Raw genomic sequence first — 24,962 nt, forward strand, 5'->3', positions numbered from 1 at the left:
ACCAGCGGTTCGCTGGCAAACGCTCGTGCGAAGGTGGCCACAGACCACACAGCCCGGGCCGGAACATGACTCCACCAGTGAAATGCGTATCAGGTTTTTAGGAGCGCTGTAATGCCTGAGATCTATCACTTCTTCCAACAGCTGGTTAATGGGATGACCATTGGCAGCACCTATGCCCTTATAGCCATTGGCTACACAATGGTTTACGGCATTATTGGAATGATTAACTTCGCCCATGGCGAGGTCTACATGATCGGTTCCTACGTGGCCTTCATCGTCCTTGCCGGACTGGCCATGCTGGGTATCCATTCTCTGCCGTTGTTGATGACCGCCGCTTTCCTGGCGACCATCGTAGTGACCAGTGCCTACGGCTACAGTATCGAACGGATCGCCTACCGCCCTCTGCGGGGCAGTAACCGTCTGATCCCGCTGATCTCCGCCATCGGCATGTCGATCTTCCTGCAGAACTCCGTACTGCTCTCGCAGGACTCCAAGGACAAATCGATCCCTAACCTGATTCCGGGCAGCTTCAGCTTCGGTCCAGGCGGCGCACAGGAAGTGCTGATCTCCTACATGCAGATCCTGGTGTTCGTGGTGACCCTGGTGGTGATGCTCTGTCTCACCCAGTTCATCTCGCGTTCACGTCTGGGACGCGCCTGTCGGGCCTGTGCCGAAGACATCAAGATGGCCAACCTGCTGGGAATCAACACCAACAACATCATCGCCCTGACCTTCGTCATCGGTGCCGCCCTGGCGGCCGTGGCGGCAGTACTGTTGAGCATGCAGTACGGCGTGATCAACCCTAACGCCGGATTCCTGGTAGGCCTCAAAGCCTTTACCGCGGCGGTGCTGGGTGGCATCGGCAGCATTCCGGGCGCCATGCTCGGTGGTCTGGTGCTGGGGGTAGCCGAAGCATTCGGCGCCGATATATTCGGTGACCAGTACAAGGACGTGGTGGCTTTCGGCCTTCTGGTCCTGGTGCTGTTATTCCGGCCAACCGGCCTGCTGGGTCGTCCGGAGGTTGAGAAAGTATGACTAGGAATCTTAAACAGGCGCTGTTCAGCGCCCTGCTGGTATGGGCCGTGGCCTATCCGGTACTCGGCCTGAAACTGTCCATCGCCGGGATCAACCTCGAAGTGGAAGGCGCCAGCACCTCCACGCTGATCATCATCGCCACCTGCTCGGTGTTGATGTTCCTGCGTGTGCTGTTCGACCGCGAATACTCGGCGGCCATGAGCTCCGTGCCCAAGGGCAAACTGATCCCGGCCAGCGCGAGCCACTTCCTGACCCTGCCGACCACCCAGCGCTGGATCATCATGGCGTTGATCGTCGTGGCACTGGTCTGGCCGTTCTTCGGTTCACGCGGTGCGGTGGACATCGCCACGCTGATCCTGATCTACGTGCTGCTCGGCCTGGGTCTGAACATCGTGGTCGGTCTGGCCGGCCTGCTCGACCTCGGTTACGTCGGCTTCTACGCCGTGGGTGCCTACAGCTATGCGCTGCTGTCGCACTACTACGGGCTGAGCTTCTGGATCTGCCTGCCGATCGCCGGCCTGATGGCGGCCACATTCGGCTTCCTGCTCGGTTTCCCGGTGCTGCGCCTGCGCGGTGACTATCTGGCGATCGTGACCCTGGGCTTCGGTGAGATCATCCGTCTGTTCCTGCGTAACCTGACGGGCCTCACCGGCGGACCGAACGGCATCAGCAACATTCCCAAACCGTCGCTGTTCGGCCTGACCTTCGAAAGAACGGCCGCCGAAGGCATGCAGACCTTCCACGAGTTCTTCGGCCTGACATACAACCCGGTCAGCAAGGTGGTTTTCCTCTACCTGGTGGCGCTGTTGCTGGCACTGTTCGCGCTGTTCGTGATCAACCGCCTGCTGCGCATGCCGATCGGCCGTGCCTGGGAAGCCTTGCGCGAAGACGAAATCGCCTGCCGTGCCCTGGGCCTGAACCCGACCGTGATCAAGCTGTCGGCCTTCACCCTGGGTGCCTGCTTCGCTGGTTTCGCCGGTAGCTTCTTCGCCGCGCGCCAAGGGCTGGTCACGCCGGAGTCGTTCACCTTCATCGAGTCGGCCACCATCCTCGCCATCGTGGTGTTGGGCGGCATGGGCTCGCAGTTGGGCGTGGTTCTCGCGGCTGTCGTGATGATCCTGTTGCCCGAACTGATGCGTGACTTCAGCGAATACCGCATGTTGATGTTCGGCGCCTTGATGGTGCTGATGATGATCTGGCGTCCTCAAGGTCTGCTGCCCATGCAACGTCCTCACATGGAGCTGCGTAAATGAGCAGAGAGATCCTGAAAGTAGATGGCCTGAGCATGCGCTTCGGCGGCCTGTTGGCGGTCAACGGCGTAGCCTTGAGCGTCAAAGAGAAACAAGTGGTCTCGATGATCGGTCCCAACGGCGCCGGCAAGACCACTGTATTCAACTGCCTGACCGGGTTCTACAAACCCACCGCCGGCACTATCCAGCTCAACGGTGAAGCGATCGAAGGCCTGCCCGGCCACAAGATCGCCGGCAAAGGCGTGGTGCGGACTTTCCAGAACGTGCGGCTGTTCAAGGACATGACCGCCGTGGAAAACCTGCTGATTGCTCAGCACCGGCACCTGAACACCAACTTCCTGGCAGGCCTGTTCAAGACCCCGGCGTTTCGCCGCAGCGAACGCGAGGCGATGGAATACGCCGAGTTCTGGCTGGAAAAGGTCAACCTCAAGGAGTTCGCCAACCGCCCGGCCGGCACCCTGGCTTATGGTCAGCAGCGCCGCCTGGAAATCGCCCGCTGCATGATGACCCGTCCAAGCATCCTCATGCTCGACGAACCGGCCGCCGGCCTCAACCCGCGGGAAACCGACGACCTCAAGGCGCTGATCGGCACCCTGCGTGAAGAGCATAATGTGACGGTGCTGTTGATCGAACACGACATGAAACTGGTCATGAGCATTTCCGACCATATCTTCGTGATCAACCAGGGCACACCGTTGGCCAACGGCACGCCGGAGCAGATCCGCGACAATCCTGAAGTGATCAAAGCCTACCTGGGGGAAGCGTAAATGCTGCAGTTCGAAAACGTTTCCACCTTCTACGGCAAGATCCAGGCGCTGCACAGCGTCAACGTCGAAGTCCGCCAGGGCGAGATCGTGACCCTGATCGGCGCCAACGGTGCCGGCAAGTCGACCCTGCTGATGACCCTCTGCGGTTCGCCGCAAGCCCACAGCGGCAGCATCCGCTACATGGGCGAAGAGCTCGTCGGCCAGGACTCGTCGCAGATCATGCGTAAAAGCATCGCCGTGGTTCCGGAAGGCCGTCGGGTGTTTGCCCGCCTGACCGTGGAAGAAAACCTCGCCATGGGCGGGTTCTTCACCGACAAGGGCGATTATCAGGAACAGATGGACAAGGTTCTGGGACTTTTCCCACGCCTGAAAGAACGCTTTGCCCAACGCGGCGGCACCATGTCCGGCGGCGAACAGCAAATGCTCGCCATCGGCCGCGCGCTGATGAGCAAGCCCAAGCTGCTGCTGCTTGACGAGCCATCGCTGGGCCTGGCACCGATCATCATCCAGCAGATCTTCGACATCATCGAACAACTGCGTAAGGACGGTGTGACGGTGTTCCTGGTGGAGCAGAACGCCAACCAGGCCCTGAAAATCGCCGACCGTGCCTACGTGCTGGAAAACGGCCGGGTGGTGATGAGCGGGACCGGTGAAGCGCTGTTGACCGACCCGAAAGTACGCGAAGCGTACCTCGGCGGTTAAGCCTTTGCGGTAAACAAAAAACGGCCTTCGGGCCGTTTTTTTGTGCCTGGCACAAACCTCACCGAAGGCCGCTCCTACGGGGCTGTGTATCTTTAGCACAACCTGAATGATAAAGAAGAAGCCCTGTCGGAGGAGCCCCGCCTCATAAACGTCATTGATCTATAGAGTCATCTTGCATATATTTGTATCTACAGACAAACAACAAGTGATCAACATGACAGCAACCTCCCAGGCACAAGGATTCACCAAAGACCAGTGCGTGACTGGTTTGCGAGCAGCTGTAGGCATACTCGAAAAGTGGCAGGCATCGGGCGATCAGGCCTGTCGTATCCTGCGCATTTCCCGCAGTACGTACTCACGGGCAAAGCAACGCGATCCCGATTGGTCCGTAAACCTGGATTCAGACCAGATGCAGCGCATCAGTTTTATTCTCAACATCCATGCCGCTCTGCGTCTTGTCTTTGATAACCCTGAGAACGTCTATGGTTTTCCGACGATGGCGAACGAAAACGAGTTCTTCAACGGGCGTACCCCGCTCGAAATCATGTCCCAGGGGGATATGATTTCCTTGTACGAGACGTTTCGGCGGATCGACGTGCTGCGAGGCGCACAATGGTAATGGTGAGCCAGTTGCCAGTATTGGCCGGTGAGCAGTTGCAGGCCTACCGATTGATCAATTCAAAGTTTCCGCCCATTGCGTTGTTTGACGACGTGGCGGACGCGAACGAATTTGATGTTCTGTATCAGATACAGGCCCTCACAAATCCGAGGCTGCAAAATGAGGTAGGTCGGCTTGAGCTGATACCGCGTGCGGAAATTCCCTTTGGCATCCCTGGATGCTCTTATGCGACAGCCCCTTTCACCCACGTCAACCCAACTGGCTCGCGTTTCAGCGATGGCAGTTTCGGCGTGTTGTACTTGGCTGCCTCGATGGAAACTGCTCTGGCTGAGGTACAGCATCACCAAAATCAGTATTGGTCGAATGTCCAGAGTCTCAATTACGAGAGGTTTGTTTTCCGGGGGTTATCCTGCACTTTCGTTGACGAAGCAATGAGGGATGCCGTATCCATTCCGATGCACGATCCTATCTACGATCCCGTCGACTACACGCACTCACATCGCTTGGGTAAGGCAGTCAAGGATGCAGGGGGCCTTGGCCTGCGATACAACTCCGTGCGTATGCATGGCAACTACTGCTGGGCGCTGATGACTCCCAGACCAGTCTCATCAGTCATTCAAACAGCCCACTACGAGATGATCTGGAACGGTCAGATCACTAGCGTTAATAAAATCAGCATTGCATGACTGTCTTATCGGCGCGATAGCACGAATCCGTTGTCAGTCAGCATCAATGCTAAATGTCATGACGCTATCGCGCGCCCTCCCACAGGGGATTGATGGTGTTTTGAGGATTTTTGAAAAAAATCTGCAGTCAGCTGTAACACCCCGCCCTGTCGTTTCTCTAGAGCGGTAAGCAAGCACAAACGCTTGCCATACCAAGCTCAATTTCGGAGAAACATCATGACTGCTACCACCCGCACCCTGTCCGCCACCGCCCTGGTTCTGGCACTTGGTTCTGCCCTGAGCATCGCCGCGGTCTCCACGGCCCATGCCGCTGACGCCAACATGGAAAAATGCTTCGGCGTGGCCATGAAAGGTCATAACGATTGCGCCGCTGGTGCTGGTACCACTTGCGCTGGCACCGCCAAAACCGACTACCAGGCCAACGCCTGGAAGCTCGTCCCCAAGGGCACCTGCGCCACCACAATGAGCAAGACCTCGCCAACCGGTTTCGGCCAGATGGAAGCCTACAAAGCCAAGTCGTAATCAGTCCCCCAGCCAGAGTGTCGACCATGAACCATTCATTCTCCGGGCTCCCGCCCCGCTCCGGGCTGGGGCTCAAGACCGAGCACTTTCGTGAAGTGCTCGGTGCACAACCGGACATCGGTTTCTTCGAAGTCCACGCCGAAAACTACATGGTGGCCGGCGGCCCGTTTCATCATTTTCTGGGATTGATCCGTGAGCAGTATCCGCTGTCGCTGCACGGTGTTGGCCTGTCCATCGGTGCCGAAGGTCCGCTGGATGGTCAGCACCTGCAAAGGCTGGCCGCGCTGATCGAGCGCTATCAACCCCACTCCTTTTCCGAACACCTGGCCTGGTCCAGCCATGGCCCGGTGTTTCTCAATGACCTGCTGCCCCTGGCCTACGATGCGCCGACGCTGAACCGTGTCTGCGAGCACATCGATCAGGTACAGAACACCCTCAAACGCCCGATGCTGCTGGAAAACCCGGCGACATACCTGGCGTTCCAGAACTCGACAATCGATGAAGCCGACTTCATCGGTGAAGTCATTCACCGCACCGGCTGCGGCCTGCTGCTGGACGTCAACAACGTTTACGTTTCCTGCACCAATCACCAAAAAGATCCGCTGGCCTACATCGACGCCCTGCCGCTGCACGCGGTGGGAGAGATTCATCTGGCGGGGTTTGCCGAAGACACCGACAGCCTTGGTGACCGACTACTGATCGACGATCACGGTGCGCCCGTCGATAACGCGGTGTGGGCGCTGTACTCGCAGGTGCTGGAGCGGGTCGGCCCGATCGCCACGTTGATCGAACGCGACAACCGGTTACCGGCCTTCAGTGTGTTGCACGCCGAAGCCCGTCATGCCGATGAGTTGCTGCACCGCGCAGGGAGCCGGCCATGAGCACTCAAGCCGCTTTTTCCGCCGCCCTGCTCGATCCGCAACGGCCCTGCCCCGAGGGCGTGTTCAGTGCCAACGGTGCCGATCCGGCCAGCCGTTTCGCGGTGTATCGCAACAATGTGCAGAGCTCGCTGATCAACGCCTTGGCCGACAGCTATCCGGTGGTTATGCAGTTGGTCGGTGATGAATTTTTCCGGGCGATGGCAGGGTTGTATGTGCAAAGTTGCCCACCGCAAAGCCCGCTCATCAACGACTACGGCAAGGACTTCGCCGAGTTCATCGACAATTTTGAACCGGCAGCCAGCGTGCCTTATCTGGCCGATGTGGCGCGGCTGGAGCGCTTGCGCGTTCAGGCCTATCACGCCGCTGATGCGCAGCCTTTGGGCCATGAGCAAATCGCCGCCGTGCTGTCGGACCCACAGGCATTGAGCGAGCTGACGCTTGGGCTTCATCCCTCGCTCAATCTGCTGACTTCAGCCTTCGCCGTGGTCGCAATCTGGGCGGCGCATCAACAGGACGCGACGCTGGCCGGGATCGACCTCGGCCACGGGCAAAACGCGCTGGTGCTGCGTAACGAACTGGAGGTTGAGGTCTTCGCCATCGACCACGGCGCCAGAATCTTCATTCAGAGCCTGCAACTCGGCCAGCCCCTGAGCCAAGCGCTGGAAAACGCGCCGGCCTTCGATCTCAGCCAAACCCTGGCGCTGCTGATCAGCCACAACGCCATCACTCATTTACACCACAACCAGGTATCGCCATGAACACAAACCCCATTACCCGCGCCATCACGCTGCTGGAAAAAATCCCCCACAGCCTGATCGCCTTTATCGCGCGTTTTTCCATTGCCGCGGTGTTCTGGAAGTCCGGGCAAACCAAGGTGGAAGGCTTGGCCATCGACTTGATCGACGGCACCTTTGAACTCGGTGTGCCAAGGCTGGCGGACTCGACCATTCCGTTATTCCAGAGCGAATATCACCTGCCGTTGCTCTCCCCGGAACTGGCGGCGCACCTGGCGGCCTTCGCCGAGCATTTCTTTCCGATACTGATCCTGATCGGCTTCGCCACGCGCTTTTCGGCCCTGGCGCTGCTGGGCATGACCCTGACCATTCAACTGTTCGTGTACCCCGATGCGTATCCGACCCACGGCACCTGGGCGGCGGTGTTGCTGTACTTGATGGCGACTGGACCTGGCAAGTTGTCGATCGATCACCTGCTTGCCCGGCGTTACGCCCGCTGATACCAACCTCAGAACTCCCATAAAGGTTGTGTGGTGAGACGTTATCGTTGAAGCCGATCCAACGCCTCACCACTGCGCTTGAACCAACCGATCAAATAGTCTGCCAGCACTTGGGTACGCTTCGGCAAACCGCCCTGATACGGATGCACCAGATACATCGGCATGCTGCGGGTCTGATAATCACGCAGGAGCCAGCGTAAACGTCCATCAGCCAATTCCTCTTGCAACAGATAGGACGGCAAACGCGCAATGCCGGCACTGGTCAGTGCAGCTTTCTTCAAGAGGTTGTAATGGTTGCTGGCGAACGGCCCTGACACTCGCACCCGCGTTAACTCGTGCTGTTGGTGATAGAGCCATTCTTCGCGACCGCTGTAATGGCTGTTGAGAAGACAACGGTGTTCGGCCAAGGCCTGTGGCGTCAGCGGCTCACCGAATCGCTCAAGATACGCGGGGCTGGCACAGGTCATTTCGTGCCAGGCCAGCAACGGTCGGGCCACCAGACGTTCGTCGTTGGCCACTTCCGAGCGGATCGCCAGGTCGAAACCGTCCCGGGACAAGTCGCGGTAGTGGTTGTTGAGTTCCAGCTCGATCTGCACCTCGGGGTACTGCCGGGAAAATTCCAGCAGTGCGCCATCAAAGAACGTTTCCCCCAATGAAACCGGCACCGTCATCCGCACCGGGCCGGCCATGTCGTCTTTCAGCCGTGCCAATGCCTGACGCGCACGCTCCACCTGCACCACCAGCGCCTGGGCTTGCGGCAACAACGCCGCACCCGCCGCCGTCAGGCTCAAGCGACGTGTGGTGCGTTGCAGCAACACCACGCCAAAGCGCGTTTCCAGCAGGCTGATGCGCTTGGAGAGTTGCCCCTTGCTGCACCCCAGTTGCTGGGCGGCCAGGGTGAAACTGCCCGCCTCGATCAATACCGCGAACGCCGCCAGATCGTCCATTTCACTCATGGATTGTTTCCATTTGAAAACCAAAGGTTGCCCATTAGCACGCTTATTTATAAAAAAAACCACACTAGACTTAACTTTAAATCCAACCCACTTGAGGAACTGCACGATGAAAATTCTGTTGATTGGCGCCTCCGGCACCGTCGGTTCGGCCATTGACCATGAACTGTCCCAGCGCCACAAAATCGTCCGTATCGGCCGTAAAAGCGGTGATTTCCAGGTCGACATCAGTGACAGCGCCTCGATCCGCAAACTGTTCGAACAGACCGGCAACTTCGATGCACTGATCTGCGCCGCCGGCAGTGTCAACTTCGTGCCGCTGGCCACCATGACCGCACAAGACTTCGAACTCGGCTTGCGGGACAAGCTGATGGGCCAGGTCAACCTGCTGCTGATCGGCCGGGAATTCGCCAATGACGGTGCGTCTTTCACCTTCACCACCGGCATCCTCAGCCACGATCCGATTCGTACCGGCAGCTCCGCGGCCCTGGTCAACGGTGCCCTAGACGCCTTCGTCCGTGCGGCGGCGATCGAACTGCCACGCGGTCTGCGCATCAACTCGGTCAGCCCGAACGTGCTGGTCGAAGCCATGGGCAGCTATGCGCCGTACTTCCGTGGTTTCAAACCGGTTCCCGCGGCCGACGTGGCGCTGGCCTACGCCAAAAGCGTGGAAGGCCTGCAGACCGGCCAGACCTACCGCGTCGGCTAAACCAGACTCGCACACAGGAAAGCGAGAACATCGCAGGGTTGTGATGAACGGTCAGGCTGAGTAACGTGGCGACACTTGTCTGGAGACTCAAAGATGCGTGTTGCCCGTTCCCTGGTACTTGTTGCCCTGCTTCCGTTGTTCGCCGCTTGCCAACTGCTCGATGGCCCACGGCAAAGTGCTTCCCATGTGGGCCAGACCCGCATGCAGGGCCAATTGACGGCGGCCGACGGCAAGCTGCTGTTCCAGCCGTGTAATGAGCAACGCAGTTTCGTAGTCAATGACATCGGTGGCACCAGCATCCTGCAAGAGGCCGCGACCCTGGCCGATGATCAGGGCAAGCTGTTCGCCGATGTGCGCGGCCGGATCGTTGCCAGTGGTGCTGACAGCCAACTCGACCTTACGCAGCTGTACCGCGTCGAACGCTCGGGCACGGCGTGCGACGATCCCAATTTCAAGCAGCTGATCCTGCGCGCCGCCGGCCATGGCCCGGAGTGGAACGTCAAGGTCAGTGGCAAGGGCATGATCGTCGACCGCGCTGGTCAGCCGCCCCTGGCCCTGCCGTACGTTGAAGAACAACTGGGCGATGGCCGCTTCAACCTCAGTACCGAAGCCAATAATCAGCGCATCGAGCTCTGGGTCGCGCCGCGACGTTGCGTCGACAGCAGCACCGGCAGCGTGCAGCACATGAGCGCCGAGTTGCGTATCGACGGCCAGGTGCAACGCGGCTGCGGGTATTTTGGCGGATCGCGTAACGACTGATCGTTTTAGCCTCACGGGAATCATCCTTTGAGGCTTATAATCGCGGGCTTCAAACGCCTTGGCGCAGTTGTGCGCCCCGCGAACCGGATCCCGCCATGTTACGAATCACCGAACTCAAGTTGCCGATCGACCATCCCGAAGAAGACCTGCGCCCTGCCATCGTGCAGCGCCTGGGCATCGCCAGTGATGACCTGCTCGACTTCACCTTGTTCAAGCGCAGCTACGATGCGCGCAAAAAGTCCTCCGAACTGTGTTTCATCTACACCATCGACCTCAACGTTCGCGATGAGGCGGCGGTGCTGCGCACGTTCGCCGATGACCGTAACGTCAACGTGGCGCCGGATGTCAGCTACAAAGTGGTCGGCCAGGCGCCGGCCGACCTGAGCCAGCGTCCGATCGTGGTCGGCTTCGGCCCGTGCGGGATCTTCGCCGGCCTGGTGCTCGCGCAGATGGGCTTCAAGCCGATCATCCTCGAACGCGGTACCGAAGTGCGCCAGCGCACCAAAGACACCTGGGGCCTGTGGCGTAAAAGTGTGCTCAACCCCGAATCCAACGTGCAGTTCGGTGAAGGTGGCGCGGGGACATTCTCCGACGGCAAGCTCTACAGCCAGATCAAGGACCCGAAATTCCTCGGTCGCAAGGTTCTGCATGAGTTCGTCAAGGCCGGTGCGCCGGAAGAAATCCTCTACGTCAGCAAGCCGCACATCGGGACGTTCCGTCTGACCGGTGTGGTGGAAAACATGCGTGAGCAGATTCGCGCCCTGGGCGGCGAAGTGCGCTTCCAGCAGCGGGTTACCGATGTGCTGATCGACGACGGCCAACTGGTGGGCGTCGAACTCCATGGCGGCGAACAGATCCATTCGAAGCACGTGATTCTGGCCCTCGGCCACAGCGCCCGGGACACCTTCCGCATGCTGCACGGCCGTGGTGTGTACATGGAAGCCAAGCCGTTCTCGGTGGGGTTCCGCATCGAACACCCGCAGTCGCTGATCGACCGCGCGCGCCTTGGCAAATACGCCGGCCACCCGAAACTCGGCGCTGCCGACTACAAACTGGTGCACCACGCCAAGAACGGTCGATCGGTCTACAGCTTCTGCATGTGCCCGGGCGGCACCGTAGTGGCGGCGACCTCCGAGCCGAACCGCGTGGTCACCAACGGCATGAGCCAATACTCGCGTAACGAGCGCAACGCCAACTCCGGGATCGTCGTTGGCATCACCCCGGAAGTCGATTATCCGGGCGGCCCACTGGCCGGCATCGAGTTGCAGGAACGCCTGGAATCCCACGCCTTTGTGCTGGGCGGCAGCAACTACGAAGCACCGGCGCAACTGGTCGGCGACTTCATTGCCGGCAAGCCGTCCACCGAATTGGGCAGCGTCGAGCCGTCCTACAAACCGGGCGTTGCCTTGGGTGATTTGGCCCTGGCCCTGCCGGCGTTCGCCATCGAAGCGATTCGCGAAGCTTTGCCAGCGTTTGAGAAGCAGATTCGTGGCTACTCGCTGCACGACGCCGTGTTGACCGGGATCGAGACTCGCACCTCTTCGCCGCTGCGCATTACCCGTAACGAGTCGATGCAGAGCCTGAACGTGAAGGGTTTGTTCCCGGCGGGTGAAGGCGCGGGTTATGCGGGCGGGATTCTGTCGGCGGGTGTCGACGGGATTCGGATTGCTGAAGCGGTTGCCCGGGATATCCTTGGCCTAGAAGCCTGACCCAGATGATCGTTCCCACGCAGAGCGTGGGAACGATCAAATATCTCAGATATTGGCGCGCAACACGCTGGCCGGCAGCGGCTCTCCGCGCTCAACGCTGGCCGCCACGGCATCCATCAGACCACTCAACTCATACCCCTGGGCCTTCAGCCAGGCCTGATCGTAATAGGTGTCGGCATAGCGCTCGCCGCCATCGCACAGAATCGCCACGATCGACCCCGACTCCCCCGCCGTCGCCATCTGCTGGGCCGCCATCAAGGCGCCGATCAGGTTGGTCCCGCTCGAACCGCCCACCCGTCGCCCCAAACGTTGTGCCAGATAATGCATGGCTGCCAGTGATAAGGCATCCGGCACCTTGACCATCGCGTCGATGACTTTGGGCAGGAACGACGCCTCGACACGCGGCCGGCCAATGCCTTCAATCCGTGACCCGTGATCGAGGCGCAGGCTGGCGTCGCCGGTCTTGTAGTAATCGAAAAACACCGAACGCTCGGCATCGGCGCACAGCACACGGGTGCAATGCTGGCGATAGCGCACGTAACGGCCCAGCGTCGCGGTGGTGCCGCCGGTGCCAGGGCTGGAAATCAGCCAGCTCGGTTCCGGGTGCTGCTCGAAGCGCATCTGATGGAAGATCGATTCGGCAATGTTGTTGTTCGCTCGCCAGTCGGTGGCGCGTTCGGCGTAGGTGAACTGGTCGATGAAATGCCCGTCGTGTTCGTGAGCCAGGCGTTCGGACTCAGCGTAAATCTGCGTCGGATCGTCCACCAGATGGCTCTTGCCACCGTAGAACGCGATTTGCGCGATCTTTTCCTTGGACGTGCTCGCGGGCATCACCGCAATGAACGGCAAACCCAGCAGCCGGGCGAAGTACGCCTCGGAAATCGCCGTCGAACCGCTGGACGCTTCAATCACCGGCGCACCGGGCTTGAGCCAGCCGTTACACAGCGCATAGAGGAACAACGAGCGCGCCAGCCGATGTTTCAGGCTGCCGGTGGGATGACTCGATTCATCCTTGAAGTACAACTCGATGCCCGGCAACCCCGGCAGCGGCAAGGGGATCAGGTGGGTGTCGGCGCTGCGCTGGAAATCGGCTTCGATGATCCGGATGGCTTCGCGGGCCCACTGTCGGTTGTCGCTCATGATGGTTTTCTCGTTGAATCAGGCAAGAGTCGGCCTTGTCGCAAGGCTCAGTCCACAAGCTTAGGAAAAAACCTACATCACGCACAGATACAGCTGGGGTTCAATACGTCCGGCAACTGCTAGGCTCAGGCCTTTGCTGACCGGACACGTTGTAACGGCATATAACAAAAAAGAATATAACTTTTGTTTTAACAACCAACGGTACGGGTTAGGGTGTGCCACCTTTTGAATTCATCGATGGAGAGCGACCTTGCCTCTGCGTAGCACGTTCACGCGTTTCTTTCAGTTGGAAGCTGCCAGCGGTCTGCTATTGATCGCCGCAGCTGTCCTGGCCCTGATCATCAACAATTCATCGCTGTCGTGGCTCTATAACGGCCTGCTGGACACCCCCGTGGTGGCTCAGATCGGCGCGCTGAAAATCGCCAAGCCATTGCTGCTGTGGATCAACGACGGCCTGATGGCCCTGTTCTTTCTGTTGATCGGCCTGGAAGTGAAGCGCGAAGTCCTCGACGGCCAACTGTCGAAACCGTCGCAGATCGTCCTGCCCGGCGCGGCCGCAATTGGCGGCATGGTGGTGCCGGCGCTGATCTACTGGTTCCTCAACCGCGATAACCCGTCCGCCCTGAGCGGCTGGGCCATCCCGACGGCTACCGACATTGCCTTCGCCCTTGGCGTGCTGGCCCTGCTGGGTAAACGCGTGCCAGTGTCGCTGAAACTGTTCCTGATGACCCTGGCGATCATCGATGACCTTGGCGCAATCATCATCATTGCGATCTTCTATTCCGGCGCTCTGTCGACCCTGTCCCTGGCGCTGGCCGCAGCCTGCATCGCGGCCTTGATCGGAATGAACCGACTTGGTGTGGTGAAACTCGGGCCGTACATGATCATCGGGCTGATCCTTTGGGTCTGCGTACTCAAGAGCGGCGTGCATGCGACGCTGGCGGGTGTGACCCTGGCCTTCTGCATTCCACTGCGCACGAAAAACGCCGAGCCTTCGCCGCTGCTGACCCTGGAGCATGCCCTGCATCCGTGGGTGGCCTACGGCATCCTGCCGCTGTTTGCCTTCGCCAACGCTGGCTTGTCCCTGAGCGGCGTGACCGTCGAAAGCTTCACCCATCATGTACCGATGGGCATCGCCGTCGGCCTGCTGTTGGGCAAGACCGTCGGTGTTTTCGGCCTGACCTGGCTGGCGGTAAAAATCGGCATCGCCGCCCTGCCCCAAGGCGCCAACTGGGGCCAGATTTTGGGGGTGGCGATCCTTTGCGGCATCGGCTTCACCATGAGCCTGTTCGTCGGTTCCCTGGCCTTCGTGCCGGGCGCCAGTGAATATGCCGGGATGGACCGCATGGGTATTCTGACCGGCTCGATCCTGGCGGCATTGATCGGTTATGCGGTGACGGCGGCGGCGAGCCGCAAGAGTGCTGCGCTGCCTTCCTGAACGATAGAGAACACTCTTAGCAACATTGAGGATTCGTCCTACAGTCACGATTAGCCACGTTCGTTAACGTCGCGCAGCCCCCTCTTTGGGGGTTGCCGATGGACGAGCGAAAGGACAATCAGTGGCTGGCCACAAGGACATCCCCCGGGTACAAAACCCACCGTCAGGTGACGGGCATCACGTCACTCACCGATTCATGACGGCCACCGAATTGGCCGAGCGTGATGCCAGACAAAACGCCTACGACGCCATGCTCGCAAGGCAGCAGGCCTTCGAAGACAGCGTTCTGGTCCCGACGAAAAAAGACGACGTTGTCCGCGCGGGATGCGTGTTCGCCAAGTCCTGCAAACTGCCCGATGCAATCATCGACTACACGAATCCCTCCGGCGTTGTTCCGACCGACAGCCTGAAAGACTACGGCGAACTGGTTCTGCTCGGCGCTCGCGAGGCCGATGAAAAGCGGTGTCGTGCCGCTGAAGAAAATCAGTGGTACGGCCATTCCGGTGGGTTTCGGCAGCTTCGCCCTGAGTGGCCCAGCGTTCGCCGCATTACCCGCCGTCGCAGTCAGCACCGCTGCGGCCACCCTGGCAGGTCTGGTGGCCCTGGTCATGCCGTCGAGCCTTGGCGACAGCTCGCTCTACACCGAAGATCAATTGCGATCACTCAAACAGGCCCGCACTCGCGTTCGCCTCAGAGTCGAGCAACAGGCTGACGGCAGTCTCAAGGGATACGGTTTTTACACTGGCAAAAACCGTGACTGGGAGATGGTCGACGTCGTGCAATTCAGCTTGCGCGGCAGTCAGCAGGTGGCTGATCTCGGGGACGGCATTGAGCTGATCTGGATGCCGGCCGAGAACGGTTCAAGCACCCTCGGCATCCCCGCTTTGGAAGCTGCGCCACAAGCGCCGCACATCTGGGTTTACCCGCCGACGAAGGCGGCTGACAGCATCATCGTGAATCCGGTTTATCCGCCGGAGTACAAGGATTTCATTCTTGTGTTTCCGGCGGATTCGGGGGTGTTGCCGGTTTATATTGTGGTGAGTGTTACAGGAAGACGGGGTCCTAACCCCGATCACGACTATCACTCGGCACCTGAAACAGAGGAAATCACTGGTTTCTCGGGTTTGAAAGAAGCAAAAAAGAAAACCCCAAAACAAGGGGGCGGTGGACTTCGAGAACGTTGGACTGATGCCAAAGGTCGAATAATTTATGAATGGGACTCTTTGCATGGGGAGCTGGAAGCTTATCGCGCAAGCGATGGAAGCCACCTAGGCTCGTTCGACCACCTAACAGGCGAGCAAATAGACACACCTAAAAAAAACCGCAGCATTAAAAAGTATTTGTGAGGGCAAGATGGGACTGAAGGTCAGATTGGACTGGTATGACAAAGAAACGGAAATAGGAGCCGGAAAAGAATACTCCGCTGACCTCGGTGATGACGGATCAATAATCGATGCATTAGGTCTGATGGCGGAAAGCGAAATCTACGACGGCGGATTTGATGTTTTACCGGCTTGGATACCTGAACTCCAGCCTCTGTTCGCACATAAAATCAATAGTGCCGCTTATGATTACCAGGTTGCATTCCGATATCGGCAAGTATGGTAATTTCCAAAAAATACAAAACCCCGACCAGTCACCTGATCGGGGTTTTCTTTCATCCTACATTCCCGCTTAGTGCGAAACGCGGCTTGTCCCACCCACAGTGGAAATCCGCACACGCTCCCCCACACGGAACACTTCGTTTGGCTGAACTTCCTGCACGTAGGCGCGCATGCTGCCATCGTCTTCGCGCACGGTGATTTCGACGCCTTGAGTGCGGGTCAGGCCTTCTTCGGCAGCCGACCCCACCAGGCCACCCGCTACAGCGCCGATGACCGCTGCAACGATGCTGCCGCGACCACCGCCGACGGCGCTACCGCCGACGCCACCCACGACTGCGCCCGCAGCGCTGCCGATCGGGGTCTTGGTGCCTTCGATTTTCACCGGACGCAGGGATTCGATGGTGCCCATGCGAATCGTCTGCACGCGACGCGCTTCGTCACGGGAGTAGGAGTCACCGGTCAGGCTCGATTGGCAACCGGAGAGCAACATCGCCATCGTGGAAAAGGAAGCAACCAGCAAAACAGACTTACGCATAGCATCAAACTCCATAGGACAGGTATCCATTAAAACCCGCAGCTTGACGCCTGTCACGGCATCGCCCGGATAAAATTGGTTTCATTCAGGCCTGGTACAGGCACTTTGCGAACTCACCATACAGTAGCGTCACATTACGAAATCTGCGCCGCTGACCCAAGGAATATCATGGATTACTTCATCATTGTCGTCACGACCATCGCCGGTTTGTACTTCCATTGGTGGTTGTACGTGCGGATAAAACGCTGGGGGGACCGCGATCTGGCGTTGTCACTGGCGGGTAAAGACGAACAAAAAAGAGCCTTCATGCTCCAGCAACTGGCGAACGCTCAAGCGCAGAAGATCAAGCGTCGGGACCTGCCACAGTGGCTTGAGGCCGCTGCGGCAGGGTATCCCGATCAGTAGACCGTTTACGGGGCCAGGCGCTCACGCACCCAGTCAGCACCCTGCAAACGGTAGTTGAGGCGATCGTGCAGACGGCTCGGACGGCCCTGCCAGAATTCGATGCGCTCGGGTAGCAAGCGATACCCCCCCCAATGCTCGGGGCAGTGCGGCTGGCTATCGCTGAAACGCTGCTCCGTGTCCTTGAGCAGCGCCTCCAGTTCGCCGCGATCGGCGATCACCCGGCTCTGGGGCGACGCCCAGGCACCGAGACGACTGCCCAGAGGGCGAACCTGGTAGTAGGCGTCGGACTCTTCAGGCGTGACCTTCACCACCCGCCCTTCGATGCGCACCTGGCGCTCCAGGGCCGGCCAGAAGAACGTCATGGCTGCAAATGGATTGGCTGCCAATTGCTGCCCCTTGTCGCTCTCGTAGTTGGTGAAGAAGGTGAAGCCCTGCTCGTCCAGGCCCTTGAGCAGCAGAATGCGGCAATGCGGCCGACCGTCCTGATCGACGGTGGCCAACGTCATGGCATTCGCCTCCACCGGTACCTGCTCGGTTTTCACCGCATCGGCAAACCACTGATGGAACAGTGCGAACGGCTCGGCCGGGGCTTGCGCCTCGGTCAAGCCATCTCGGGTGTAATCGCGACGCATATCTGCCAAGGGCCGGGTCATGGCGCATTCCTTTTGGTTAATGAATCACTGCTTTGTGGCATCGGTGGCGGTGGCGCTCTTCGAATCGACAGCGGTTTTAGCCGGTGCGGTCTTTTTCGCGGGTGCCTTTTTGGCTGGAGCCTTGGCGGCCGCTTTCTTGGCCGGTGCCTTTTTCTTCGACGAGGCAGCGGTTTTTTTCGCAGCCGGTTCCGGGGTCACAGGCTTGGCCACTGGCTTGACGTCTTGCGCGACGACTTTGGTTACCGGTGCCGGAGCCGGCATATTGTACTTGCTCAGCAGCGCGGCCATGGTGTCTTGCGGCGTCAACAACAGCTCGACGCGACGGTTCAAGGCGCGACCTTCAGCACTGTCGTTGGCGGCGCGCGGTGCGTCACCGCCCATGCCGCGCAACATCAGGCGATCACGCTGCAGACCGCTGAGACGGAAGATCGCTGCCACCGCCTGGGCGCGTTCCTGGCTCAGTTTCACGTTGGCCGGTGCGGCACCCGACGTATCACTGTGGCCGAGTACCAGCACGGCAGTCTTTGGATCGGCTTCGAGGATTTTCGCGACACGGGTGAACGGAGCGAGGGTCACCGGCAGCAGCATGGCCGGGCGGTCCGGGTTGAACGAGCCTTCCACCGGAGCCGTGACGACCAGCACATTTTCACGGCGCTCGAGTTGCAGGTTGCTGCCCTTGACCGCCTCGCGCAGGCGCGGCTCATAGTCGTCAAGCCAGGCTTGGGTGATTTTCGGATCGGGCATCGGCACGGCTGCTTTGGCAGTGCTGGTGCTCTGCTCCTTACCGCCGAACGGCCACCACCATTTGCCTCCGGCATCGGCTTCAGCCTTGGCGACGGGTACTGCGGCAGCAGGTTTCAGGGGTGCCGGGGACGGGGCGGGTTCTTTAGTCGCGACCTTGTCGGATGAACCGAACGGCCACCAACTGCTGCCACCTGCGGCATCATTTTGTGGGGTTTGTGCACAACCGGTGATAGCGAAGCACAGGGCCAGGGCGAGGGTTTTATTGGACGACATTGGGTATCCACAAAATGAGGTAATGAAAAGTCAGCCGGGGCGCCCCCGGCTAAACAGACGCTTTGAAACCACAAAGGCTTTCGGGTTCCAGCCCTGGCCCCCTTAAGCGTGATTTACAGACAAGTGGCCAGTACTCGCACAAGCTTTTGCGCTCGTGGATCCATCAAGACGTACGGCCCCAGCGTATTTGTCACAAAACCGAAGGCCACATCATGTTCCGGATCAGCAAAACCGATGGAGCCGCCAGCACCCGGGTGACCGAACGCCCGTGGGCCGAGGCCGTAGGTGGCGTTGGGTACGTCCGGTTGATCGAGCATGCAACCCAGACCGAAGCGGGTCTGGGTCAATAAAGTCTTGTCTTCGCCAACGCTGTGTTCGCGGGTCAGCTCGTCGAGCATTTCGCTTTCCAGCAGGCTGCCATCGAGCAGTCCGGCGTAGAAACCGGCCAGGCTGCGGGCGTTGCCGTGGCCATTGGCGGCCGGCTGCTGCATGCGCCGCCATTCCGGTTTGTTGGTGCTGGTCATGATCGACGGCGGGTTGGTGAAGGCCCGAGTGGTCATGGCCGTCGGTTCGCGCATGGTCACCTGCAGCAAGCGCTGGGCCGCGACATCGCCGACGTTGCCCTTGCTGCGGGCGATGTGCGCCACGCGATGGAACTCTGAATCGGCCAGGCCGACGTGGAAATCCAGCCCCAAGGGCTTGGCAACCCGCGCCACGATGGACTCGCCCGGCCCACGACCGTCGGCGCGCCGCAGCAATTCACCGATCAGCCAGCCATAGGTGATTGCCGCATAACCGTGACCTTGGCCCGGCGTCCACCAGGGTGCTTCGGCGGCCAAAGCATTGACCATGGTCTGCCAGTCGTAAAGTGCCTCAGGAGGCAGCAACTCGCGCAAGGCCGGCAGACCCGCCTGATGGCAGAGCAAGTGGCGCAGCGTCACGGATTCTTTACCGGCGGCGGCAAATTCGGGCCAGTAGCGGGCGACCGGGGCATCGAGTTGCAGCTTGCCTTCAGCCACCAATTGCAGCGCCGTCACGGCGGTGAAGGTTTTGGTGCAGGAGAACAGGTTGGCGATGGTATCGCTGTGCCAAGCCTCATGGCCGTCCTTGTCGGCGGTACCGGCCCAAAGGTCGAGGACGGTTTCACCACCGATCCGGATGCACAACGCCGCGCCGCGTTCCTGAGGATCGTCGAACAGCGCTGCAAACGCTTCACGCACCGCTTCGAACTTAAGCTCGTAATGACCCTGAATCTGCACCCGCAACTCTCCCGGATAAACGCTCTACAAAGTGGCCCGCATTGTTCCAGCCCTTGAGGGATTTGGGAACAGGATCGGGTCGGATGGTCGCCCGGTTATGGAAATGCCACAGACATCAACGATGCGATCCCTGTGGCGAGGGGGCTTGCCCCCGTTGGGTCGCGAAGCGGCCCCCATGCTTACAGATGCACCGCGAATACAGGTTTTTGCGACCGCTTTGCAGTCGAACGGGGGCAAGCCCCCTCGCCACAGGTGTATCAGGAATCAATGGCCATTGCCCGAATGCCCACCCGCATGCCCTGCGCCCTTGCCCGGGCCTTTGCCTGCCTCGCCCTTCCTGCCACCCTCGACATCGTGACTGGCTTTATCCGCCTCAGCGCTGGCCTTCTCCGCCTCTTTGCCAAGCTGATCGATGATCTGCACATTGCTTTTACGCACACTGTCGACAAAGCCTTGGAACGGCAAATCAGTAATGCCCACCAGACCGAAGTGCCCGTTCTCGCCATCCAGCAGACGACCGGTCACCGGCTGGTCGAGGAACTGGAACCAGTGCACCCCGACAATCGACGGTTCGCTCATTGCCTGTTTGAGGAAGTGAGCGTAAGCCGTGCCGCGGTCTTCCTCCTTCGCCAATTGCGTCACGCCACCCCAGAACGGGCCCCGATCTGCCGAGCCGAAGTTGAATTCGGTGATCAGCACCGGTTTGTCCAGACTGCGCAGTTTGGCGAAGTCGTAACCGTCCTGGGGTTGCAGGGTGTACATGTTGAAGCTCAACACGTCGCAGTATTGTGCACAGGACTCGACTGCCTCCGGTGAACTGACGGCAAAGCGACCACCCAGCAACAACTGGTTCGGCGCGTGCCATTTGAGCGAATCGGAAACGGTCTTGAAGTAGGTGTCGGCGAAGACCTTCTGGAAGTATTTGAAGTCGGCTTCGATTTCCGGGTGTTCGGCGCTCGGCTCCGGCGGCACGAAGCCTGGGTCTTCCATCAACTCCCAGGCAGGCAAATCAATGCCCCAGGCTTTCGACAACCCCGCCTGGTTGCGGTACTTGTCGCGCAGTTGCTTGAGGAAGGCGCGTTTGGCCGGCACGTCGGTGGTCATTTTCAAGGTGCCGTAGGCCAGCGCATAGCGGGCCTTCGGGTCATCGCCGGGACCGGCCCAGGCCAGTTCGTTGTCGGCGAAGTAACCGATCAGCCACGGATCGTCGCGATGGTCGCGGGCGGCGATGGCCACGGCGCGTTCGGTGGCCATGGCGAAACGCGGATCGAACGGGTCAGGCATGCCGCCCCACCAATCGGTGCCAGTGCTGATGCTGGCGTAATCGCCGACGATCGATAGCGGCAAGGTGTACGGCACACGGTCAGCGTTACCCAACACCGGTGCGCTCCAGTTGCCGAGGGTGTTGAACCCCCAGGCTTGCAGGCGATCGAGGGTATGACTGGCCCAGCGTTGTTCGTCGACAGTTACTTTGCAGGGTTCGGCGGCCGCCTTTTCGACCGTCGCTTCAACAGCCCCGGTCTTGGCCGCCTCGGCAACACCGGCTCCAGACTCGGTAGGCGCAGGCGCGGCTGATTGCTCGGCGGCCTTTTCAGCCGTCGCCTCTAACGCCTCGGCCTTGGCTGCTTCGGCAACACCAGCCTTAATGTCTCCGCCCGGTGCGCAAGGTTTGCCGTAGAGCCGCTGCAGGTTGGCGCCATAAAAATCGTACCAACGACCGGCGTTGTAGGCTCGGCCCTGATCAACACCGTTGCCGCCACGGTTATCGCCTTCGCCATAGTGACTGGCCAAGGGTTCGTCGGGTTTAGGCAGGGACTCGAACATCCACTCGCGCCCGGCGACGTAGGTCTGGTTGACGCTCGGGGTCACGGTGTTGACGCCGAGGGAATAGAACGGATGCCCTTCCGGAGTCACCAGGTACCAGCGGCCATCACGCTTTTCGGTGCGGAAAAAGCCGCTGGCCTTGAACTCTGGGCCTTTGTTCAAGCCGCCGAACTTGTCCAGAGGCGCCTTCTCGCGCTCCGCCAGCCAGGTTTTCAGTTGTTGCTGCTCTTTGCCAGCGGCGGATTTCAGTTGTTCGTCGCTGCTGATCTTCTCCGGCCATTTGGCCCGGGTCGATTGACCGTAAGCGTCCACCAGGCCGCCATAAGCGGCTTTGGTCACGGCCTCGCCGTCCTGCACGCCGAAGCGCTCAAGCAGAATGCTTTGGGCGACTTTCGGCTGATCCATCGACAAGGTCACCGACACCACCTGGCTACGGTCCAGCTCACCGGTACTGCTGGCCAGCAATACACGCTGCCCTTCGAAATTGATCGGCATCGGCGGGCCGGCTTTCATGCCCTGGCTCAGCGGTGAACTCGGCTGCAGCGGTACCAGTAAGGTCTGCGCCGGGCCGGCCGGCAGATCGACACGGCTGACCAGAGTCTTGCCGTCGTTACTCTGGATTTTCACGTACAAGGTCACGGCCCAGTTCATCGCGCTCTGGATCCGCAGGCTCATGACGCCCGACTGCGACCAGTCCCAGGCACCGGTCTGCGGTGTCAGGCGCAAGGTCGGCTGGGCAGCCGGGTTGAAGGTCACGCGACGCAACACTTCACCTTCGGCCGTTTGCTCCGCATTGGATTGCGGCAGGCTGGCGTCCTGGGTCGCCACCTGAACCACGTCGGCGGGACGCACAAAGTTGAACAGCGTCTGCTGGCCGGCGGGGGCCGCCAGCAAAGGGGCTGCGAACATCAAGGCAAAAACGGCGGGCAACGAACGGCGAATCATAAGAACGTGGTTCTCCCTAACGACCATCAATGGGCCAGTGGAAAGGCAGTGGCAGTGAGGTAGACAACGCGGTGGGCAAATTTGCCCACCGGCGCATCAGGAAATTTCACGACGAAATGGCGGCAACGCATTGAGAATAGCTTTGCCGTAGCGCTGTGTGACCAAACGACGGTCAAGCAAGGTGATGGTGCCGCGGTCTTCTTCGGTTCGCAGCAGGCGACCGCAGGCCTGGACCAGTTTCAACGAGGCGTCCGGCACGGAGATTTCCATGAACGGATTGCCGCCACGGGCTTCGATCCACTCAGCCAGCGCGGCTTCGACCGGATCGTCGGGCACCGAGAACGGGATCTTGGCGATCACCACGTGCTCGCAGTAGGCACCGGGCAAATCCACGCCTTCGGCAAAGCTCGCCAGGCCGAACAGCACGCTGGAATCCCCGCCATCGACCCGCGCCTTGTGCTTGTTCAGGGTTTCCTGCTTCGACAGGTTGCCTTGAATGAACACTTGCTTGCGCCAGTCGCGATCCAGCCCGTCGAACACGTCCTGCATCTGTTTGCGCGAGGAGAACAGCACCAGGGTGCCACGGGAGCCCTCGACCAGTTCCGGCAAGTCGCGAATGATCGCCGCCGTATGGGCCGGTGCATCGCGCGGGTCGGCTTTCAGGTCCGGCACCCGTAATACGCCGGCATCGGCATGATGGAACGGGCTCGGGACCACGGCGGTCACGGCGGTTTTCGGCAGGCCGGCGCGCATGCGGAAACGGTCGAAGGTGCCGAGAGCGGTCAGGGTCGCCGAGGTCACCAGCGCCCCGTAAGCCACGTTCCACAAGTTGCGCCGGAGCATTTCCGCCGCGAGGATCGGGCTGGCATTGACCTCGATGTCGAACAACGAACCGCTTTCGGCCAGCGTCAGCCAACGGGCCATGGGCGGGTTATCTTCCGGGTCTTCGACGGTGAAGGCGGTCCACAACTCCCAGTTTCCCGAAGAGCGCGACAGCAGGCTACCGAACAGCGGATACCACTCTTCGGCCTGGTTGCTGGCGATGCCAATGTTAACCTCGCCGTCCATGCCTTCCTTGAGCAGTTCGGTAAGCCGGGTGAACAGGTCGGTCAGTCGGGCAAAGCCCTTCTTCAACTCGATGCCCATCTCACGCATATGTTCGGGAATCACCCCGCCGACGAAACGGTGACGCGGCCGCTCGCGACCTTCGACGTCTTCGCCGGGCTTGAAGTCGGCGACTTGCTCACAGGCACTGAACATGAACTGCTGCTGGGTCTTGATCTCCCGGGCCAGTTCCGGCACCTGTTCGATCAACTTGCCCAGATCCCCCGGCAGCGGGTGTTGGGCGAGCAATTTGGTGAGGTTCTTGGCGGTGGTCTCCAGCCAGTCGGCGGTGGAGCGCAAGCGTGTGTAATGGGCGAAGTGGCCGATGGCCTTGTCCGGCAGGTGATGACCTTCGTCGAACACGTAGATTGTGTCGCGCGGGTCCGGCAGAACCGCGCCGCCGCCCAGGGCCAGGTCGGCCAGGACCATGTCGTGGTTGGTGACGATCACGTCGACCTTGCCCATGCCTTCGCGGGCCTTGTAGAAGGCGCACTGGCCGAAGTTGGGGCAATGGCGGTTGGTGCACTGGCTGTGATCGGTGGTCAGGCGCGCCCAGTCGGCGTCTTCGAGCGCGGTGGACCAACTGTCGCGGTCGCCGTCCCACTTATTGCCGGCAAGTTTCTCGATCATGCTGGTGAACAGCTTCTGACTGGCCTCATCGACCTCGATCTTGAAGCCTTCTTCTTCGAACAGCTGTGCGGTAGCGGTTTGCGCGTGACCTTCCTGGAGCAACATGTCGAGCTTGGACAGGCACATGTAGCGCCCCCGCCCCTTGGCCAGGGCGAAGCTGAAATTCAACCCGCTATTGCGCATCAGGTCGGGCAAATCCTTGTAGACGATCTGTTCTTGCAGGGCCACGGTGGCCGTGGCGATCACCAGACGCTTGCCAGCGGCCTTGGCGGCGGGGATCGCCGCCAGGCTGTAGGCCACGGTTTTGCCGGTACCGGTGCCGGCTTCCACCGCGACAATCGCGGGGTCGCCACTGCGCCGGCCTTCGTCGTCGGTGTCGATGTCACCGAGGACTTTGGCGATTTCGGCGATCATCAGGCGTTGGCCGTAGCGCGGCTTGAGGCTCTTGGCTTCGAGAAAACGCGAGTAGGCGCCCTGGATCGTGGTTTTGAGTTCAGTGCTGATCATTGATTGTCGGGCGCAAAAAACGCTGGATAAATTTTCAGTGGTTCGGATCGGCCGCTATCATACCCCGCTAATTAA

General features: G+C 60.1%; 24 protein-coding genes and 1 pseudogene. 17 read left to right on the top strand and 8 right to left on the bottom strand.

Annotated features, from left to right (window positions below; all coding sequences use genetic code 11):
- Positions 1-111: 111 nt before the first annotated feature.
- The 10 genes from livH (at position 112) to LOY28_RS23320 (ending at position 7,696) form a co-directional block, all read left to right on the top strand.
- Positions 112-1,035, top strand: coding sequence for a high-affinity branched-chain amino acid ABC transporter permease LivH (gene livH, locus LOY28_RS23275; protein WP_018926893.1), 924 nt, complete (start codon positions 112-114; stop codon positions 1,033-1,035).
- Positions 1,032-2,288 carry a high-affinity branched-chain amino acid ABC transporter permease LivM gene (locus tag LOY28_RS23280; protein WP_018926894.1) on the top strand — a complete coding sequence of 419 codons (1,257 nt, stop codon included), beginning with the start codon at positions 1,032-1,034 and terminating at the stop codon, positions 2,286-2,288. Before livH ends, LOY28_RS23280 begins: the two co-directional genes overlap by 4 nt.
- Entirely contained in the window at positions 2,285-3,052 is a 768-nt protein-coding gene (gene livG / locus LOY28_RS23285; RefSeq protein ID WP_018926895.1) for a high-affinity branched-chain amino acid ABC transporter ATP-binding protein LivG, read from the top strand. The genes LOY28_RS23280 and livG overlap by 4 nt, the downstream gene beginning before the upstream one ends.
- Positions 3,053-3,754, top strand: coding sequence for an ABC transporter ATP-binding protein (locus LOY28_RS23290; protein WP_018926896.1), 702 nt, complete (start codon positions 3,053-3,055; stop codon positions 3,752-3,754).
- A 214-nt stretch (positions 3,755-3,968) separates the two neighbouring features.
- Positions 3,969-4,373 (top strand): antitoxin Xre-like helix-turn-helix domain-containing protein, encoded by a 405-nt coding sequence (locus LOY28_RS23295; RefSeq protein ID WP_019647893.1) that lies wholly within the window; start codon positions 3,969-3,971, stop codon positions 4,371-4,373.
- Entirely contained in the window at positions 4,367-5,059 is a 693-nt protein-coding gene (locus LOY28_RS23300) for an RES family NAD+ phosphorylase (protein ID WP_026345678.1), read from the top strand. Before LOY28_RS23295 ends, LOY28_RS23300 begins: the two co-directional genes overlap by 7 nt.
- Positions 5,060-5,275: 216 nt before the next feature.
- Positions 5,276-5,581, top strand: coding sequence for a DUF2282 domain-containing protein (locus LOY28_RS23305; RefSeq protein ID WP_018926899.1), 306 nt, complete (start codon positions 5,276-5,278; stop codon positions 5,579-5,581).
- Positions 5,582-5,607: 26 nt separating this feature from the next.
- Positions 5,608-6,462, top strand: coding sequence for a DUF692 domain-containing protein (locus LOY28_RS23310; protein ID WP_258612610.1), 855 nt, complete (start codon positions 5,608-5,610; stop codon positions 6,460-6,462).
- Positions 6,459-7,220 carry a DUF2063 domain-containing protein gene (locus LOY28_RS23315; protein ID WP_258612611.1) on the top strand — a complete coding sequence of 254 codons (762 nt, stop codon included), beginning with the start codon at positions 6,459-6,461 and terminating at the stop codon, positions 7,218-7,220. Before LOY28_RS23310 ends, LOY28_RS23315 begins: the two co-directional genes overlap by 4 nt.
- A complete protein-coding gene (locus LOY28_RS23320; RefSeq protein ID WP_018926902.1) occupies positions 7,217-7,696 on the top strand; it encodes a DoxX family protein in 480 nt (159 codons plus the stop codon). The genes LOY28_RS23315 and LOY28_RS23320 overlap by 4 nt, the downstream gene beginning before the upstream one ends.
- Before the next feature lie 41 nt (positions 7,697-7,737).
- Here the strand turns inward: LOY28_RS23320 and LOY28_RS23325 are convergent, their stop codons facing one another.
- Positions 7,738-8,652 (bottom strand): LysR family transcriptional regulator, encoded by a 915-nt coding sequence (locus LOY28_RS23325; protein WP_258612612.1) that lies wholly within the window; start codon positions 8,650-8,652, stop codon positions 7,738-7,740.
- A gap of 106 nt (positions 8,653-8,758) precedes the next feature.
- Between LOY28_RS23325 and LOY28_RS23330 the strand changes: the two genes are divergently transcribed.
- The 3 genes from LOY28_RS23330 (at position 8,759) to LOY28_RS23340 (ending at position 11,826) form a co-directional block, all read left to right on the top strand.
- A complete protein-coding gene (locus LOY28_RS23330) occupies positions 8,759-9,358 on the top strand; it encodes a short chain dehydrogenase (protein WP_064619918.1) in 600 nt (199 codons plus the stop codon).
- 93 nt (positions 9,359-9,451) lie between these two features.
- Positions 9,452-10,117 carry a COG3650 family protein gene (locus LOY28_RS23335; RefSeq protein WP_018926905.1) on the top strand — a complete coding sequence of 222 codons (666 nt, stop codon included), beginning with the start codon at positions 9,452-9,454 and terminating at the stop codon, positions 10,115-10,117.
- Between the two features lie 95 nt (positions 10,118-10,212).
- Positions 10,213-11,826 (top strand): NAD(P)/FAD-dependent oxidoreductase, encoded by a 1,614-nt coding sequence (locus LOY28_RS23340; RefSeq protein ID WP_018926906.1) that lies wholly within the window; start codon positions 10,213-10,215, stop codon positions 11,824-11,826.
- Between the two features lie 45 nt (positions 11,827-11,871).
- On the opposite strand, the gene LOY28_RS23345 is transcribed toward LOY28_RS23340, so the two are convergent.
- Positions 11,872-12,969 (bottom strand): PLP-dependent cysteine synthase family protein, encoded by a 1,098-nt coding sequence (locus LOY28_RS23345; protein ID WP_173861174.1) that lies wholly within the window; start codon positions 12,967-12,969, stop codon positions 11,872-11,874.
- 247 nt (positions 12,970-13,216) lie between these two features.
- Here LOY28_RS23345 and nhaA point away from each other — a divergent pair, with 247 nt between their 5' ends.
- The 3 genes and pseudogenes from nhaA (at position 13,217) to LOY28_RS23360 (ending at position 16,012) form a co-directional block, all read left to right on the top strand.
- Complete coding sequence (nhaA, locus tag LOY28_RS23350; RefSeq protein ID WP_064619923.1) at positions 13,217-14,404, top strand: Na+/H+ antiporter NhaA; 1,188 nt, start codon at positions 13,217-13,219, stop codon at positions 14,402-14,404.
- Between the two features lie 121 nt (positions 14,405-14,525).
- Positions 14,526-15,750, top strand: a pseudogene (locus LOY28_RS23355) (colicin E3/pyocin S6 family cytotoxin).
- 7 nt (positions 15,751-15,757) lie between these two features.
- Positions 15,758-16,012, top strand: coding sequence for a cloacin immunity family protein (locus tag LOY28_RS23360; protein ID WP_258612613.1), 255 nt, complete (start codon positions 15,758-15,760; stop codon positions 16,010-16,012).
- Positions 16,013-16,078: 66 nt separating this feature from the next.
- Here the strand turns inward: LOY28_RS23360 and LOY28_RS23365 are convergent, their stop codons facing one another.
- On the bottom strand, positions 16,079-16,543 hold the full coding sequence (locus LOY28_RS23365) for a glycine zipper 2TM domain-containing protein (protein WP_018926911.1): 465 nt from the start codon (positions 16,541-16,543) through the stop codon (positions 16,079-16,081).
- Between the two features lie 168 nt (positions 16,544-16,711).
- Between LOY28_RS23365 and LOY28_RS23370 the strand changes: the two genes are divergently transcribed.
- Entirely contained in the window at positions 16,712-16,948 is a 237-nt protein-coding gene (locus tag LOY28_RS23370; RefSeq protein ID WP_258612614.1) for a hypothetical protein, read from the top strand.
- 5 nt (positions 16,949-16,953) lie between these two features.
- On the opposite strand, the gene pdxH is transcribed toward LOY28_RS23370, so the two are convergent.
- The 5 genes from pdxH to dinG form a co-directional block, all read right to left on the bottom strand.
- Positions 16,954-17,601 carry a pyridoxamine 5'-phosphate oxidase gene (pdxH, locus tag LOY28_RS23375; RefSeq protein ID WP_018926913.1) on the bottom strand — a complete coding sequence of 216 codons (648 nt, stop codon included), beginning with the start codon at positions 17,599-17,601 and terminating at the stop codon, positions 16,954-16,956.
- Between the two features lie 24 nt (positions 17,602-17,625).
- Positions 17,626-18,618: an OmpA family protein gene (locus LOY28_RS23380; protein WP_086944788.1), complete on the bottom strand. Its 993-nt coding sequence runs from the start codon at positions 18,616-18,618 to the stop codon at positions 17,626-17,628.
- A 113-nt stretch (positions 18,619-18,731) separates the two neighbouring features.
- The gene (locus LOY28_RS23385) at positions 18,732-19,877 is read right to left on the bottom strand and encodes a serine hydrolase domain-containing protein (RefSeq protein ID WP_258612615.1); all 1,146 of its coding nucleotides are present in this window, start codon (positions 19,875-19,877) and stop codon (positions 18,732-18,734) included.
- Positions 19,878-20,141: 264 nt separating this feature from the next.
- Positions 20,142-22,646: a beta-galactosidase gene (locus LOY28_RS23390; RefSeq protein ID WP_258612616.1), complete on the bottom strand. Its 2,505-nt coding sequence runs from the start codon at positions 22,644-22,646 to the stop codon at positions 20,142-20,144.
- Positions 22,647-22,742: 96 nt separating this feature from the next.
- A complete protein-coding gene (gene dinG, locus LOY28_RS23395) occupies positions 22,743-24,887 on the bottom strand; it encodes an ATP-dependent DNA helicase DinG (protein WP_007935913.1) in 2,145 nt (714 codons plus the stop codon).
- Positions 24,888-24,962: the final 75 nt, after the last annotated feature.

The sequence above is a fragment of the Pseudomonas sp. B21-017 genome (assembly GCF_024749245.1).
Classification (GTDB): Bacteria; Pseudomonadota; Gammaproteobacteria; order Pseudomonadales; family Pseudomonadaceae; genus Aquipseudomonas.

Excerpts from the sequence above, each read along its gene's own strand:
- livH (WP_018926893.1), top strand. The coding sequence starts at position 112 with ATGCCTGAGATCTATCACTTCTTCCAACAGCTGGTTAATGGGATGACC.
- LOY28_RS23280 (WP_018926894.1), top strand. The coding sequence starts at position 1,032 with ATGACTAGGAATCTTAAACAGGCGCTGTTCAGCGCCCTGCTGGTATGG.
- livG (WP_018926895.1), top strand. The coding sequence starts at position 2,285 with ATGAGCAGAGAGATCCTGAAAGTAGATGGCCTGAGCATGCGCTTCGGC.
- LOY28_RS23290 (WP_018926896.1), top strand. The coding sequence starts at position 3,053 with ATGCTGCAGTTCGAAAACGTTTCCACCTTCTACGGCAAGATCCAGGCG.
- LOY28_RS23295 (WP_019647893.1), top strand. The coding sequence starts at position 3,969 with ATGACAGCAACCTCCCAGGCACAAGGATTCACCAAAGACCAGTGCGTG.
- LOY28_RS23300 (WP_026345678.1), top strand. The coding sequence starts at position 4,367 with ATGGTAATGGTGAGCCAGTTGCCAGTATTGGCCGGTGAGCAGTTGCAG.
- LOY28_RS23305 (WP_018926899.1), top strand. The coding sequence starts at position 5,276 with ATGACTGCTACCACCCGCACCCTGTCCGCCACCGCCCTGGTTCTGGCA.
- LOY28_RS23310 (WP_258612610.1), top strand. The coding sequence starts at position 5,608 with ATGAACCATTCATTCTCCGGGCTCCCGCCCCGCTCCGGGCTGGGGCTC.
- LOY28_RS23315 (WP_258612611.1), top strand. The coding sequence starts at position 6,459 with ATGAGCACTCAAGCCGCTTTTTCCGCCGCCCTGCTCGATCCGCAACGG.
- LOY28_RS23320 (WP_018926902.1), top strand. The coding sequence starts at position 7,217 with ATGAACACAAACCCCATTACCCGCGCCATCACGCTGCTGGAAAAAATC.
- LOY28_RS23325 (WP_258612612.1), bottom strand. The coding sequence starts at position 8,652 with ATGAGTGAAATGGACGATCTGGCGGCGTTCGCGGTATTGATCGAGGCG.
- LOY28_RS23330 (WP_064619918.1), top strand. The coding sequence starts at position 8,759 with ATGAAAATTCTGTTGATTGGCGCCTCCGGCACCGTCGGTTCGGCCATT.
- LOY28_RS23335 (WP_018926905.1), top strand. The coding sequence starts at position 9,452 with ATGCGTGTTGCCCGTTCCCTGGTACTTGTTGCCCTGCTTCCGTTGTTC.
- LOY28_RS23340 (WP_018926906.1), top strand. The coding sequence starts at position 10,213 with ATGTTACGAATCACCGAACTCAAGTTGCCGATCGACCATCCCGAAGAA.
- LOY28_RS23360 (WP_258612613.1), top strand. The coding sequence starts at position 15,758 with ATGGGACTGAAGGTCAGATTGGACTGGTATGACAAAGAAACGGAAATA.
- LOY28_RS23365 (WP_018926911.1), bottom strand. The coding sequence starts at position 16,543 with ATGCGTAAGTCTGTTTTGCTGGTTGCTTCCTTTTCCACGATGGCGATG.
- LOY28_RS23370 (WP_258612614.1), top strand. The coding sequence starts at position 16,712 with ATGGATTACTTCATCATTGTCGTCACGACCATCGCCGGTTTGTACTTC.
- pdxH (WP_018926913.1), bottom strand. The coding sequence starts at position 17,601 with ATGACCCGGCCCTTGGCAGATATGCGTCGCGATTACACCCGAGATGGC.
- LOY28_RS23380 (WP_086944788.1), bottom strand. The coding sequence starts at position 18,618 with ATGTCGTCCAATAAAACCCTCGCCCTGGCCCTGTGCTTCGCTATCACC.
- LOY28_RS23390 (WP_258612616.1), bottom strand. The coding sequence starts at position 22,646 with ATGATTCGCCGTTCGTTGCCCGCCGTTTTTGCCTTGATGTTCGCAGCC.
- dinG (WP_007935913.1), bottom strand. The coding sequence starts at position 24,887 with ATGATCAGCACTGAACTCAAAACCACGATCCAGGGCGCCTACTCGCGT.